13 protein-coding genes are annotated in these 14,180 nt (G+C 71.0%); 9 read left to right on the forward strand and 4 right to left on the reverse strand.

The window, feature by feature from the left end; genetic code table 11:
- Positions 1-110 precede the first annotated feature (110 nt).
- Positions 111-893 carry a MerR family transcriptional regulator gene (locus ACFW3L_RS07540; protein WP_378737471.1) on the reverse strand — a complete coding sequence of 261 codons (783 nt, stop codon included), beginning with the start codon at positions 891-893 and terminating at the stop codon, positions 111-113.
- Positions 894-1,068: 175 nt separating this feature from the next.
- On the opposite strand from ACFW3L_RS07540, the gene ACFW3L_RS07545 reads away from it, so the two are divergent.
- The 6 genes from ACFW3L_RS07545 (at position 1,069) to ACFW3L_RS07570 (ending at position 6,936) form a co-directional block, all read left to right on the forward strand.
- Positions 1,069-1,983: a diiron oxygenase gene (locus ACFW3L_RS07545; protein ID WP_378737473.1), complete on the forward strand. Its 915-nt coding sequence runs from the start codon at positions 1,069-1,071 to the stop codon at positions 1,981-1,983.
- Positions 1,984-2,157: 174 nt separating this feature from the next.
- Positions 2,158-3,012 carry an SDR family NAD(P)-dependent oxidoreductase gene (locus ACFW3L_RS07550; protein WP_378737475.1) on the forward strand — a complete coding sequence of 285 codons (855 nt, stop codon included), beginning with the start codon at positions 2,158-2,160 and terminating at the stop codon, positions 3,010-3,012.
- Positions 3,013-3,023: 11 nt separating this feature from the next.
- The gene (locus ACFW3L_RS07555) at positions 3,024-3,938 is read left to right on the forward strand and encodes a diiron oxygenase (protein WP_378737477.1); all 915 of its coding nucleotides are present in this window, start codon (positions 3,024-3,026) and stop codon (positions 3,936-3,938) included.
- A 229-nt stretch (positions 3,939-4,167) separates the two neighbouring features.
- On the forward strand, positions 4,168-5,691 hold the full coding sequence (locus ACFW3L_RS07560) for a flavin-containing monooxygenase (protein WP_378737479.1): 1,524 nt from the start codon (positions 4,168-4,170) through the stop codon (positions 5,689-5,691).
- Positions 5,688-6,026, forward strand: a complete 339-nt coding sequence (locus ACFW3L_RS07565; protein WP_378737481.1) for a DUF4873 domain-containing protein — start codon at positions 5,688-5,690, stop codon at positions 6,024-6,026. Before ACFW3L_RS07560 ends, ACFW3L_RS07565 begins: the two co-directional genes overlap by 4 nt.
- 13 nt (positions 6,027-6,039) lie before the next feature.
- Positions 6,040-6,936 carry an alpha/beta fold hydrolase gene (locus ACFW3L_RS07570; RefSeq protein ID WP_378737483.1) on the forward strand — a complete coding sequence of 299 codons (897 nt, stop codon included), beginning with the start codon at positions 6,040-6,042 and terminating at the stop codon, positions 6,934-6,936.
- A 117-nt stretch (positions 6,937-7,053) separates the two neighbouring features.
- Here the strand turns inward: ACFW3L_RS07570 and ACFW3L_RS07575 are convergent, their stop codons facing one another.
- Together ACFW3L_RS07575 and ACFW3L_RS07580 are read right to left on the reverse strand one after the other, a co-directional pair.
- Positions 7,054-8,412 carry a four-carbon acid sugar kinase family protein gene (locus tag ACFW3L_RS07575; RefSeq protein WP_378737485.1) on the reverse strand — a complete coding sequence of 453 codons (1,359 nt, stop codon included), beginning with the start codon at positions 8,410-8,412 and terminating at the stop codon, positions 7,054-7,056.
- 78 nt (positions 8,413-8,490) lie between these two features.
- The gene (locus ACFW3L_RS07580) at positions 8,491-9,582 is read right to left on the reverse strand and encodes a Gfo/Idh/MocA family oxidoreductase (protein WP_378737487.1); all 1,092 of its coding nucleotides are present in this window, start codon (positions 9,580-9,582) and stop codon (positions 8,491-8,493) included.
- Between the two features lie 257 nt (positions 9,583-9,839).
- On the opposite strand from ACFW3L_RS07580, the gene ACFW3L_RS07585 reads away from it, so the two are divergent.
- The 3 genes from ACFW3L_RS07585 to ACFW3L_RS07595 all read left to right on the forward strand — a co-directional run bounded on the left by ACFW3L_RS07585 (position 9,840) and on the right by ACFW3L_RS07595 (position 13,237).
- Positions 9,840-11,174 (forward strand): ABC transporter substrate-binding protein, encoded by a 1,335-nt coding sequence (locus ACFW3L_RS07585; protein ID WP_378737489.1) that lies wholly within the window; start codon positions 9,840-9,842, stop codon positions 11,172-11,174.
- A 153-nt stretch (positions 11,175-11,327) separates the two neighbouring features.
- Positions 11,328-12,305, forward strand: coding sequence for a carbohydrate ABC transporter permease (locus ACFW3L_RS07590; protein WP_378737491.1), 978 nt, complete (start codon positions 11,328-11,330; stop codon positions 12,303-12,305).
- Complete coding sequence (locus ACFW3L_RS07595; RefSeq protein ID WP_378737493.1) at positions 12,302-13,237, forward strand: carbohydrate ABC transporter permease; 936 nt, start codon at positions 12,302-12,304, stop codon at positions 13,235-13,237. Before ACFW3L_RS07590 ends, ACFW3L_RS07595 begins: the two co-directional genes overlap by 4 nt.
- Position 13,238: 1 nt before the next feature.
- Here ACFW3L_RS07595 and ACFW3L_RS07600 read toward each other — a convergent pair whose 3' ends face one another.
- Complete coding sequence (locus ACFW3L_RS07600) at positions 13,239-14,177, reverse strand: fructosamine kinase family protein (RefSeq protein WP_378737495.1); 939 nt, start codon at positions 14,175-14,177, stop codon at positions 13,239-13,241.
- Between the last annotated feature and the right edge of the window lie 3 nt (positions 14,178-14,180).

Here is a 14,180-nt window from a genome sequence, read left to right on the forward strand (position 1 = left end):
GTGTCGAGGGGTGGGGGTTCGGGGTTCGGGTGGGGGTCCCGGGGGTGGGGGATGGGGTCGGGTCCGGGGGCCGGAGAGCGGGTCCGGCGAGTGCGACGGTCCGGTTCGTCTCAGGGTCCGTGGGGACCGTCCGTGTCCTGGGTCGCCTGGTCCTCGTTCCTCAGGTGCTCCATGGCGTCCGCGAAGTGGTCGCCCATGACGTTGGTGAGGTGGTGGGCCATCTCCTGGGCCAGGACAGCGTCCACCGCCTGCTGCGCGAGGGGGCGCACCCGACGGATGAGCTCCGCGATCTGCGCGACCTCCTCGCTCTGGATCACGGTGCCGGGGGCGTGCTCCGCGATGATGTGGTCGGAGACCTGGCGGACCATGTGCTCGGCGACGTCACCGATCCTGTCCCGCAGGTTCTCCGCGATGTCCAGTACGGCGCCCACGCTCATCCCCAGCTTGACCAGCTCGACCCCGGCGTGCAGCAGGCGCGGGCTGGGGACCCGGAAGCGCAGCCCGTCGCGCTCCAGGACACCGAGGTCCAGGGCACGCTTTATGGTCTTGGGGGTCACTCCCTTGCCGAACAGGTCCTTGAGGTCGCCCATGCCGAGGTAGTCGGCGATCTCGTCGCTCCAGGCGTCCCCGACCGCGGACTCGAAGCCGAGGATCTCGGACAGGTCGCCGCCGCGCTCCCACACCTGGAACATCTCACCGATGTTCGCGAAGGTGTAGCCGCGCCGGAGGAGCTGGCCGATCAGCCGCAGACGCGCCAGATGCGCTTCGGAGTAGATGCCCACCCGGCCCTGGCGCCGGGGCGGGGCGAGGAGTCCTCGGTCCTGGTACACCCGGACGTTGCGCACCGTGGTTTCGGCGAGCCGGGCGAGTTCGTCAATACGGTATTCCGCCATGGAACCCAGCCTAGAGACCCCGTCGTGCCGTACTCATCAGTAAATCCGCTCCCCTGGCGCCGTTGAACGATGACAACGGAGATTGTAACGTTCTAGGTGATCGGAGTGAACGGGGTCACACCACTCGAACCTCCCGTTCGGCGCGCCTCCGGCACGGAACCCCCTGGAGGTCCACATGTCCGTGGGAAACGCGCCGACACCGAAGCTCACCGACCGCGAGGACATCGCGAAGCGCCTCTTGCGGGGCTCCGCCAAGGCCTCCTTCGACCCCCTGGTCGAGATCGACTGGGAGGCCCCCCTGGAGGACCTGTGGGGGATGCGCCCCGAGCGGGTCTCCCTCTACGGCACCCACCTGTGGGAGCGCCTCAGCGAGGACGAGCGCCGCGAGCTGTCCCGACTGGAGATGGCCAGCACCATGGCCACGGGCATCTGGTTCGAGACGATCCTCATGCAGATGCTGGTCCGGCACGTCTACCACAACGACCCCACCACGCTCCACGTCCAGTACGCCTACACCGAGATCGCCGACGAGTGCCGCCACACGGTCATGTTCGCGAGGGCCATCGAGAAGCTGGGCTCCACCGCCCACCGCCTGGACCCGGTGGCGCACGTGCTGGGCAACCTCTTCAAGGCGATCGCGCACGGGCCGCTGATCTTCGCGGGAGCACTCTTCGTCGAGGAGATCCTCGACCAGCTCCAGCGGGAGATGATCAGCGACGAGAGCATCGAGCCGGTCGTGCGGGCCACCTCTCGTATCCACGTCATCGAGGAGGCGCGCCACATCCGCTACGCCCGCGAGGAGTTCCACCGCGACTGGGTGCGGCGCGGCCCCCTGGACCGGGCCTACTCGCGGCTCGTGCTGGGCCTGGTCACCTACTACGCGACGACCCGGCTGATCCACGCGAAGGTCTACGAGCGGATCGGCCTCGACCCCCGCGAGGCCCAGCGGGCGGCCCGTCGTAACACGCACTTCATCGACAGCAAGACCGAACTGTCCCGCAAGGTGGTCAGGACGCTGGACACCGCCGGGGCCATCTCCGGCCTGGGCCGGTACTTCTGGCGGAGGGCGGGGCTGCTCGGGCGGGGGTAGGCCCCGCCCCCACACCGACGGGGCCGCGCCCGTGCGCGGCCCCGTCCGTGCGCCCGCACCTCCGTAACAGCCCTGGCACACGAACCTTACTCGCGAGTAAATTTCCGGGTTCTACCCATTGCATTGTGACAATGCTCGTTGTAACGTTCCCGCAATGACTGTGGAGGAGATCACATGACGGCCCCCCTGCCTCGCCACCTGAGCCGCCTGCCCGGCCAGAACGCCATCGTGACCGGCGCCTCCGGTGCGTTCGGCGGTGCCACGGTGGCGGTCCTGCGTCACCTCGGCGTCAACGTCGTCGGGATCGACCGCAAACCCGCCCCCGGCGTCATCGCCTGCGACGTCACCGACGACGAGCAGGTGCGCACGGGAGTCGCCCAGGCGATCGACCAGCTCGGCGGACGCCTGGACCTGCTCATCCACTACGCCGGGGTCGGGCCCTCCGTGGACATCGGTCACCTGCCCGACTCCCACGCCCACCAGGCGCTGGAGGTCAACCTCCTCGGCACCTGGCGCGTCACCGCCGCCGCGATGCCCGCGCTGCTCCGGAGCCGCGGCCGCGTGATCGTCACCGCCTCGCTCCTGGCCAACCTCCAGCTCCCGCTCGCCGGGGCCTACACGGTCTCGAAGCGCGCGGTGACCGCCTACGCGGACAGCCTGCGCGCCGAGTACGGCACGCATGTCGGTGTGACCACCGTCTACCCCGGCTACGTGGACACCCCCATCCACGAGAGCTCCCGTGCCACCGGCGCCTCGCTCGACGGCCTGGTGCCCGCCGAGAGCGAGCGCGACACCGTGATGACGGTCGTCCGCGCCGCCGGTGCCCGGCGCGCCCCCCGCGACGTCGCCTGCACGGCGTTCGGAACGGCCGCCCTGCACCTGACCAAGCACTTCCCCGGAACCACCGAACAGATCGTGTCGCTCCAGCTCGGCCTGCTCCTCACCGACGGAGCCTTCGCGGACGCCGAGATCGCCCGGGGGCTCCACGCGCGCCACGGTTCCCCGCACGCCCAGACCAGCGCCTCCTGAGGAGGAACGAGATGACCGCCGACGTCGTCGCCAAGCCGAAGCTCACCGACCGCGAGGACATCGCCAAGCGCCTCCTGCGCGGCTCCGCGAAGGCCTCCTTCGACCCCCTGGTCGAGATCGACTGGGACGCCCCCGTCGATCCCGACATGTGGGCGATCCGCCCCGAGCGGATCTCCCTCTACGGCACCCACCTGTGGGACCAGCTCAGCGACGAGAAGCGCAAGGAGCTGTCCCGGCTGGAGGTCGCCAGTGTCGCCACCATCGGCATCTGGTTCGAGACGATCCTCATGCAGATGCTGGTCCGGCACGCCTACCACAACGACCCGACGACCCTCCATGTCCAGTACGCCTACACCGAGATCGCCGACGAGTGCCGCCACACGGTCATGTTCGCGAAGATGGTGCGGAAACTGGGCTGGGAGGCGCACCGGCTGGACCCGGTCACCTTCCACCTCGGCCGCGTGTTCAAGGCGATCGCGCACGGTCCGCTGATCTTCGCGGGCGCGCTCTTCGTCGAGGAGGTCCTGGACCAGCTCCAGCGCGAGGCCGTCCCGGACGAGCAGATCCTCCCGCTGGTGCGCGCCGTGGCCCGCATCCACGTGACCGAGGAGGCGCGCCACATGCGCTACGCCCGCGAGGAGTTCCAACGGGACTGGCCCGAGCGCGGCGCCCTCAACAAGGCCTACAGCCGGATCGTGCTGGGCCTGGTCACCTACTACTCCGCGACCCGGCTCATCAACCCGAAGGTCTACGCACAGGTCGGGCTGGACCCGAAGGAGGCCCAGCGGGTCGCCAGGGCCAACCCGCACTGGGTGGAGACCAAGACCTGGGCCGCCCGCAAGGTCGTCAACACTCTGGACACCGCGGGTGCGATCACGGGCCTGGGCCGGTACTTCTGGAAGAAGGCCGGACTGCTCGGCCGCTAGGCCACCGAGAGGAACACCTCTCCCCGGAACCCCGCCGTCGGAAGGCGCAACGCGCCACGTCTTCCGACGGCGGCCCTGACGTCGGGGGCCGAGAGCGAACGCGCCACGCGCTCGGCCCCCGACACCCCCTCCCCCGGGGAACGTCACGCGCCACGTTTCCCGGGGCCCATACTTACCGGTCGGTACGCGAGCGCCCGCCGCACCGGGCCCGTACGAAGGGAACAGCATCGTGACCGAAGAAGTGCCGCACCACCGGGTCGCCATCATCGGCTCCGGGTTCGCCGGGATCGGCATGGCTGTGCGCCTCACCCAGGCCGGGCTCCGGGACTTCGTCATCCTCGAACGGGCCGACGGGATCGGCGGGACCTGGCGCGACAACTCGTATCCGGGCGCAGCCTGCGACGTCCCCTCGCACCTGTACTCGTTCTCCTTCGCGCTCAACCCCGGCTGGAGTCGGACCTTCTCCCCGCAGCCGGAGATCTGGGAGTACATGAAACGGGTCGCCGGTGAGCACGGCGTGGACCGGCACGTCCGGTACGACAGCGACGTCCGGGCCGCTCACTGGGAGCCGGAGCAGAACCGGTGGCGGATCGAGACCACCAGCGGTACCGTCACCGCACAGTTCCTGGTCAGCGGCGCCGGTCCGCTGGCCGACCCGACCTATCCGGACATCAAGGGGCTCGACTCCTTCGAGGGCCGGCTCTTCCACTCCGCCGAGTGGGACCACGACCACGACCTCACCGGCCGCAGGGTGGCGGTGATCGGCACCGGCGCCTCCGCGATCCAGTTCGTGCCCCGGATCCAACCCCTGGTGGAGAAGCTGACGCTGTTCCAGCGCACCGCGCCGTGGGTGATGTTCCGCCACGACCGGGACATCACCAGGGCCGAGAGGTGGCTCTACCGGAACGTCCCGGGCGCCCAGCAGGTCGCCCGCAAGAGCATCTACTGGGGTCGCGAGACCTACGTCCTCGGGTTCGCGAAGAACCCCGGACTGCTCGGCGTCGTGGAACGGCTCGGCCGGGCCAACATCAACCGCAGCGTCAGGGACCCCGAACTCCGGCGCAAGCTCACCCCCACCTTCCGCGCCGGGTGCAAGCGCATCCTGATGTCCAACGACTACTACCCGGCGCTGGCCCGTCCCAACGCGGACGTGGTCACCGACGGCATCGTGGAGGTCCGGGCGAACTCCGTGGTCACGAGGGACTCCTCCGGCGCGGAGACCGAGCACGAGGTGGACACGATCATCCTCGGCACGGGCTTCCAGGTCTCCGACCCGCCCATCGCGCACCGCGTGTACGACGCCTCGGGGCGCTCCCTCGCGGAGCACTGGGGGGACGACGTCCAGGCCTTCAGGGGCACCACCGTGAACGGATTCCCCAACGCGTTCGTGCTCGCCGGGCCCAACACCGGCCTGGGGCACACCTCGCAGGTGTTCATGATCGAGGCGCAGATCCGGTACACCATGCAGGCGTTGAAGTTCGCCTGCCGCAACAGGGTGGACCGCCTGGAGCCCCGCCCCGAGGCCCAGCGCGCCTACACCGAGATGGTCCACAGGTCCATGAAGGGCACCGTGTGGGTGACCGGGGGCTGCGACAGCTGGTACCTGAACGCGCAGGGCCGCAACACCACGCTGTGGCCCACCTTCACCTGGAACTACGCACTGCGCACCCGGTGGTTCGACCCGCACAACTACGACCTGCGCCGCGCCCCCAGCGGCCGGCGCCCCGTCCCGATCGGAGGAGAGAGCGCGTGAGCGGGTTCGACGACGAGGAAGAGGAGTACCGGGGGCCCGTGACGGTCCAGCCGCACTCCGAGGGCTCGGAACCGGCGGAGAGCTTCGAGGTCCGGGCGCACTTCGCCGGGCACTTCTCGCCGCTCACCGGCGACTACCGCTGGAAGGGGCGCCTGGCCCCGGAGCCCGGGCTCACCAGGGCCTACGAACAGGGGGCGCGTACGGTGACCGTGCGCACCCCCGACGGCCACGAGGGGGTCGGTGAACTCGACGGCCCCAACCTGTGGGGAGGGCTCCCGGTGAACGGGTCGGGCACACCGCCCTTCGCCGTCCCCCGCATCGACCTCGACGACTGAGAGGCAGACCCCCATGGCGACACGACACGTGGGAGCGGCAAAGGAACTCCGGGTCCGCTCCGCCGACGGCACCCAGCTGCACGTCGAGGTGCGCGGGCCCTCGGACGGACCGACCGTGGTGTTCTCCCACTGCTGGTCCACGTCCCTGGCCTCCTGGGGCCCCGTGGTCCGCGACCTCGACCCGGACCTCAGGGTGGTCCTCTACGACCAGCGCGGCCACGGCCGCAGCCAGACCCCCCTGACCCGGGCGGGCTACGGGACGGAGAAGCTCGCGGACGACCTGTGCGCCGTCCTGGAGGCGACCGTGCCCGCCGGCCGGAAGGCCGTGGTCGCCGGACACAGCATGGGCGGGATGACCATCATGGCCTCGGGGCCGCGGGCGACCTTCAAGGAGAAGGTGGCGGCGGTGCTCCTGACCAACACCGGGTGCACGGAGCTGCCCGACCGGTCCACCGCGATCCCCCTGCCCGGCCCGCTCGGCAAGGTGGGGGCGAAGGTCTTCCTGACCGCGCCGCTGCCCCTGGGCCCGGCCAACGCCGGAAGCGCCAGCGTGCTCCGGTACCTGGTCATGGGCAAGGGGAGCAGCCCGGCCGCGAAGCGCCTGTGCGCCCGGTTGGTGCACGAGTGCGGCGGAGTCGCCCGTGGCGAGTGGGGCCGGGTCATGACCAGGCTGCACCTGGACGACGCGGTGCGGGAGATCGCGGTGCCCACCGTCGTCGTCGGCGGTGACGAGGACAAGCTGACTCCTCCGTGGCACGCCCACCACATCGGCGGGCTGGTCCAGGACCCCGTCGAGGTCCGGGTGATCCCAGGCCTCGGCCACATGGGCCCCCTGGAGGCCCCCGCGGCCCTGGCCGAACTGGTCGGGAAGCTGGCCGCCAACCACATCACCGAGGACACGACGCCCTAGCGCCGACATACCGAGGGGCGCGGTGCGGAGCCGGCACCGCGCCCCTCCGTGTGACCGGGGACCGGACACCGTCCCGCGAGCGGACGGACACCGACGACGGACGGGTCGAGCGAGCCGCTAGGCGTCGCGGGTCGCGGTGGGGATCACGTGCTCGGACACCTCGGAGTGGACCTGGTGGAGGCGGGCCTGGACGGACCGGCGCAGTTTGGCCAGGCACTCCACCAGCGTGATGTCGTCGCCCACCAGTCCGCCCTTGGCGACGACGGGCGTGCCGTCGAGCGGACCGCCGCTGAGGTGCCCGTGCACGGCCAGCGGCACGATCTCACCGCCCACGTCGAAGGCGTGCACGTCGAGTTCGTCCAGCAGGCTCGCGGTCAGGTCTCCCCCGGTCAGGTAGAGGCCGCTGGGCAGCGCCTGGGGGCCCACCGAGTCCGCCAGGTCGTTGACCACGTCGGCCACCAGACGGGCGACGCGGCCGGGCAGCTCGGCCCGGGCCTGGGCGGGCAGCTCACGGACGCGCGCGGCCGTGGTCACCACCCGCAGCACGCAGATCTCGGGGAAGCCCGAGGACGAGAGGTGGTCGGTGAGTTCACGCGCCACCTGGTCGGGGTGGTCGCTGTCGGGGTCGCTGAGGGCCACCGCGTCCAGGTCCACGAACCGGACCGCGCCGGTGCGGGCGACCGTGGCGAGCTGGCGGCGGGTGAGGTCGGTCGTACTTCCCGCCACCGCGAGGAGGGGCCCGCGGGAACCGGCCTGGCCGCGCAGGCGCAGCGCGTAGGCGAGCAGTGCCCCGGTGGGGCCGGGGTCCACGGCCACCCAGACGATGCCCTCGGCGTGGTGGGCGGCGGCAGCGGCCTCGGCGATGTCGGTGAGGTGCTGCTCGGTGCTGGCGTCGCAGAGCACGACGGGCTCGTCACCCGCGAGCAGTTCGGCGGTGAGCATCTCCTGGGTGATCCGCCGCAGGGGCACGTGTCTGACGGCGAGGTCGCTCTGGGCCGCGAGGATCTCCGAGACCAGGCTGGTGGTCATCGGGCACAGCGGGTCGTTGGCGAGCTCGCTGCGTTCCAGCGGCACCCCGTCGAGCAGCTGCACACCGTCCTCGGTGATGCGACCGGAACCGGGGAAGGCCGGGGCGAACAGCACCCGGACGCGGGTTCCGGCGGGCAGGCGCTCACGGACGGCGTCGTAGGCGGCCTCGATCTCGGCGCCGACGTTCCCGCGCAGCGTGGTGTCGGTGCGCTTGACCACCAGCCCGACCGGCCAGACGGCCTCGACGACGTCGGTGACCAGGTCGGCGGCCTGCTCGGCCGGGACGTGTCTGCTGTCCAGGTTGGCGACCACCACGTCGTAGTCCCCGGCGACCCGGCTCACGTGCTCGGGGGTCACCGTGGCCACACGCATACCGGTGCGGGCGAACCGCGCGCCCGTGGCGTTGGCTCCGGTGAGGTCGTCGGCGACCACGAGGACCTGGGCCACGGTGCTGCTCCTTCGGCGTTGGAATCCCTGCACTGACCTGTGTCCAACATAGGGCCAAGGCGGGGGTTCGGGAGCCGGTCAGCGCAGGCGGACGACCTCGTCGGCGCGGGCGGAGCGGCGGGCCGCCTCGATGACCTCCAGGCCGTGGATCACCTCGTGCGGATCCACCGGCAGGGGCTCGCCCTCCCCCACGGCGTCCCGGACCCCCGCGTAGAACTCCGGGTAGGCGCCGCGCACGCTGGGCACCGGCGTGGACACCCCGTCGGTGCCGAGCATCCCCCACTCCCCCTCCGGGACCACGCCCCAGTCTGCGGCGTCGGGACGCTCACCCCCGGTCAGGCGCGCCTCCTGGCCGTCCAGTCCGAAACTGGTGAAGGCGGCCCGGTCACCGAGGACCCGGAACCGGGGCCCGTTCTGGGCGCTGAGGGCGCTCATCCACAGGTGGGAGCGGGTGCCCCGCGCGTGCCCGAGGGACAGGAACACGTCGTCGTCGGCGTTCACCCCCTCGCGGCGGGCGTCGATCTCCGCGTAGACGGTGGCCACCGGGCCGAACAGGTTGACCGCCTGGTCGATCAGGTGCGGGCCGAGGTCGTACAGCAGCCCGGCTCCGGCGTCGACGCCTCCGGTCTCCCGCCAGGTCCCCTTGGGCTGGGGCCGCCAGCGCTCGAACCGCGACTCGAAGCGGTGCACCCGCCCCAGGGCGCCCTCCTCGATCAGCTGCCACAGGGTGAGGAAGTCGGCGTCCCAGCGACGGTTCTGGTAGACGGTGAGCACGTGCCCGAGATCGTCGGCCAGGTCGGTGAGTTCCCGGGCCTGGTGGGCGGTGAGCGCGAACGGCTTGTCCACGACCACGGCCAGACCGGACTCCAGCGCGGCCCGCGCGAGCGGCGCGTGGGTGTCGTTGGGCGTGCTGACCACGGCGATCTCGTACCGCCCGGCGTCGGCCCACAGTTCCGCGACGGTCGGGTACACGGTGACCCACGGGTAGCGCTCACGTGCGGCCCGCGCGCGTTCCGGGGACGCGGTGACCACGGCGGACAGGCGCAGCCCCGGGACGGCGTCGATGAGGGGCGCGTGGAAGACCTCCCCGCCCTTGCCGTAGCCGACCAGGGCCACGTGCAGCTCGGGTCCTTCGTGTGGGCCCTGACCAGGGCTGGGTGCGTCAGCCATCCCCCCAATGTACGGCCACGTCGGAACCGCCGGGCTGTCGGCGCACCCGCCCCCGGGAACGGAGGGGGCGACGGGACTCCGGGCAGCTTGACAAAGGCGCAGCGCACACGGTTGTCCTGCAATATTTCGGATCGTTACGCAAGAAATTGCGTGAGCTATGGACATTCGCCTCGGAGGGGACTTACATCGAGAAGCGCATGACCTGGATCACACCCCCGCCCCCGGTGGGTGTGCGTGCCGAAGGAGTGAGACCCCCCATGCCGAGTTCGGTCACCCGACACGCCCTGGCCGCCGGAGGCGTGTTGCTCCTCGTCTCCGGTTGCTCCTACCTCAGCGGAGGCGACGGCGGCGCCGCCGACACCTCCGGCATCGACTGCTCCCCCTACGAACAGTGGGAGGGCACCGGCGGCACCGTCTCCGTCTACGCCTCCATCCGCGACGAGGAGGGCGACCGCCTGGAACAGTCCTGGGCGGACTTCGCGGCCTGCACGGGCATCACCATCCAGTACGAGGGCAGCGGCGAGTTCGAGGCCCAGCTCCCCGTGCGCCTCGACGGCGGCAACGCACCCGACCTGGCCTTCATCCCCCAGCCCGGCCTGTTGGAGCGCGCCGCCTCGGACGGCCACGCCGTCCCCGTCGCGGACGGGGTGCGGAGCAACGTCGAGTCCGGCTGGAGCGAGGACTGGCGGGGCTACGCCACCGTCGACGGAGAGCTGTACGGCTCCCCGCTCGGCGCCAACATGAAGTCGATGGTCTGGTACTCCCCCTCCTTCTTCGCCGAGAACGGGCACGAGATCCCCGAGACCTGGGACGACATGATCGAGCTCAGCGACACCATCGCCGCCGACGGCACCAGGCCCTGGTGCGTGGGCTTCGAGTCCGGGGACGCGACCGGCTGGCCCGGTACCGACTGGATCGAGAACGCCCTCCTGCGCACCTCGGGCACGGACGTCTACCACGACTGGATCGCCCACGACATCCCCTTCGACGCCCCCGAGGTCGAGGAGGCCTTCGACCTCGCGGACGGCGTCATCCGCAACGAGGACTACGTCAACGGCACCTTCGGCGGCGTGGACAGCATCGCCGTCACCTCCTTCCAGGAGGCCGGGGCCCCGCTGCTGGACGGCGGCTGCGCCATGTACCTGATGGGTTCCTTCTACGGAGCCCAGTTCGAGGACGACGTGGAGATCGGTGAGGACGGCGACGTCTACGGCTTCGTGCTGCCCCCGCTGGAGGCCGACTCCGAGGTCCCGATCATGGGCGGCGGGGAGTTCGTCGTCGCCTTCGACGACCGCGACGAGGTGGTCGCCGTCCACGAGTACCTGTCCTCCGGCGGGTACGCCAACCAGCGCGCCTCCCTCGGCTCCTGGGTCTCCGCCCACCAGGACCTGGACCCGTCCGTGCTGTCCGACCCCACCGACCAGTTCACCGCCGAGGTCCTCAACGACCCCGACACCGTCTTCCACTTCGACGGCAGCGACGCCATGCCCTCCTCCGTGGGGACCAACGTCTTCTGGAGCGGCATGATCGACTGGGTGACCGGGACCGACACGGCGACGGTCCTGGAGAGCGTGGAGTCGGCCTGGCCGTGATCCTCGAGGCCCGCGCTCCGCTTCGGCCCGGGGTTCGGCGCCCGCGCCTGACACCCCCTCGGGTCTGACGTACGCAGTCGGCCCTCCGGCCGGGGCTCCGGGAGCCCCGGCCGGTCCACCCCCCACACATCCAGGCACCACCAGGGGTCTTCCATGGAGTTCTCCTTCCTGGACGAGCTGCCCAAGCTCGTCTGGATGCTCATCGGGATCGCCGCGTTCCTCGGCGTCATCGGCCTGATGCTCGTCCTGCTCGACGCCCCCCGGAGCAGGAGGGACCGCTGGCAGGCGGCCTTCTTCCTCGGACCGGCCGTCCTCCTGCTCCTGGGCGGGCTGGTCTACCCTGTCGTCCGCACCACCGTGCTGTCCTTCCACGACCGCTCGGGGGACGCGTTCGTGGGGCTGGCCAACTACCAGTGGATGTTCCAGCGGCCGGAGATCCTCCAGGTCCTGTCCAACACCCTGCTGTGGGTGCTGTTCGCCCCAGCCCTGGCCACCGCCGTCGGTCTGCTCTACGCGGTGCTCATCGACCGCTCCCGGTTCGAGTCCCTGGCCAAGTCGATGGTGTTCATGCCGATGGCGATCTCCTTCGTCGGCGCCAGCATCATCTGGCGGTTCGTGTACGCCTACCGGCCCGCCGACCAGGAGCAGTACGGCCTGCTCAACCAGATCGTCGTGTGGTTCGGCGGCGAACCCCGGCTCTGGCTCCTCGAACAGCCCCTCAACACGTTCCTGCTGATCCTGGTCCTGATCTGGGTCCAGGCCGGGTTCGCCATGGTGGTCATGTCCGCCGCGATCAAGGCCGTCCCCACGGAGACGGTGGAGGCGGCCCGCATCGACGGTGCCGGGGCCTGGCAGCTGTTCGCCCGCATCACCCTGCCGTCCGTGTGGCCCACCCTCGTGGTCGTGCTCATCACGATCTCCGTACAGACCCTCAAGATCTTCGACATCGTCCGCACCATGACCGGCGGCAACTACGGCACCAGCGTGATCGCCAACGAGATGTACAGCCAGGCGTTCTCCCAGGGCCAGGTGGGTCAGGGATCCGCGCTGGCGGTGGTCCTCTTCGTCCTGGTCGTCCCGCTGGTGGTCCTCCAGATCCGGCGCAACCGCAAGGCCAGGGAGTTGGCATGAGCATCGATCACGTCGAGCGGAACCGAAGCGCCGCCGCCCGGGTGCGCGGACGGCTCAGCGGGCGCGCGGCCAGCCTCGCGGCGCTGGTCATCGCCGTGCTGTGGACGCTCCCCACCGCCGGACTGTTCGTCTCGTCGTTCCGGCCCGCCGACCAGATCCGTGCCAGCGGCTGGTGGACGTTCTTCGGCTCTCCCGAGGTGACCCTGGACAACTACCGGGACGTGCTCTTCGGCAGCGCCAACGACGGCCGTCTGGCCAGCCACTTCGTGAACTCCTTCGTGATCACCCTGCCCTCCACGGTGTTCGTCCTGGGCCTGGCCGCGCTGGCGGCCTACGCGCTGGCCTGGATCGACTTCCGGGGCCGCGACTGGGTGTTCCTGGGGATCTTCGCCCTCCAGGTCGTGCCGATCCAGATGTCCCTGGTGCCGCTGCTGCGCTTCTTCTCGCAGGGGGTGTCGCTGGGAGGGGTCCAACTGCTGCCCGCGTGGGAGCTCACCGGGGCGATGGCGTTCACCAACGTGTGGGTGGCGCACACCATCTTCGGTCTTCCGCTGGGGATCTTCCTGATGCACAACTTCCTGTCCCAGCTGCCGAGGTCGCTCTTCGAGGCCGCCCGGGTGGACGGGGCCGGGCACGGGACCATCTTCCGGAAGGTGGCGCTGCCGCTGATCGCGCCCGCCCTGGTCTCCCTGGGCATCTTCCAGTTCCTCTGGGTGTGGAACGACCTGCTGGTGGCGCTGATCTTCGCCGGGGGCGACACCTCCACCGCGCCGCTCACGGTACGGCTGGCCGAGCTGGCCGGAACCCGGGGCGAGGCCTGGCACCGGCTCACCGCGGGGGCGTTCGTGTCCATCGTCGTCCCGCTGCTCGTGTTCTTCCTGCTCCAGCGCTACTTCGTGCGCGGACTCCTCGCGGGCAGCGTCAAGGGGTGACTCAGGTGGCGCGGAACGCGGTCCGCGCGGCCTCCAGCGCGGTGGTCCGGTAGGCGGCGCCGAACAGGCACACGTGGACGAGGAGCGGGTGCAGCTGGTGCAGCGCCACCCGGCCGCGCCAACCGGCGGAGAGCGGCGCGACCTCGTTGTAGGCGTCGCGGACCCGGTCCAGGTGGGGCAGCCCGAACAGCGCCAGCATCGCCAGGTCCGCCTCCCGGTGGCCGCCGTGCGCCGCCGGGTCGATGAGGACGGCGTCCCGGGAGCGCCAGAGCACGTTGCCGCTCCACAGGTCCCCGTGGATACGGGCGGGCGGTTCGGGTTCCCCCGCCAGCTCGTCGACGGCGTCCACCACCCGCTCGATCGCCCGCGCGTCGGTGGGGGTGAGCGCCCCCTGGTCCAGTGCTTGGCGCAGGTAGGGCCGCAGCCGCTGTTCGGCGTAGAAGCGCGGCCAGTGCCGCGCGGGGGTGTTGTCCATCGGCAGCGGTCCGATGTAGCCGGGCCAGTCCGCGCCGAAGGCGTCCGCACCGGTCAGGTGGGTTCCGGCCAGCTGTCTCCCGAGCCGTTCGGCGGCGGCGGGTGTGGGTTCGTCCTGTTCCACCAGGGGCAGCACGAGCAGGCGCTCGTCCCAGCCCAGGGGTTGGAGCACCGGGGAGCCGAAGCACCGGCCGAGCCACTCCAGACCGCGCGCCTCCGCCGACAGGGCCCCGGCCGGTTCGGCTCCGCGTGTCTGGGACTTCACGAACAGCCGGGTGCCGTCGGCCAGTTCCACGTAGGACAGGGTCCAGTCGTGGCTGGTCCCGGCCTTGGCGGCGCGTCGGACCTGGGTGTCCAGCAGCGCCTCGACCCGGTCCGCGAGGGTGCCGGTCTGCGGGTCTCGGCCCGGTCTGCCCGGTCCGTCACCGGTGCCCCCGAAGGACCGCACGATCGGCTCCCTGTCCACGCG

Origin of the sequence: Nocardiopsis sp. NPDC058789, assembly GCF_042745575.1 — a bacterium.
GTDB classification, from domain to species: Bacteria; Actinomycetota; Actinomycetes; order Streptosporangiales; family Streptosporangiaceae; genus Nocardiopsis; species Nocardiopsis eucommiae.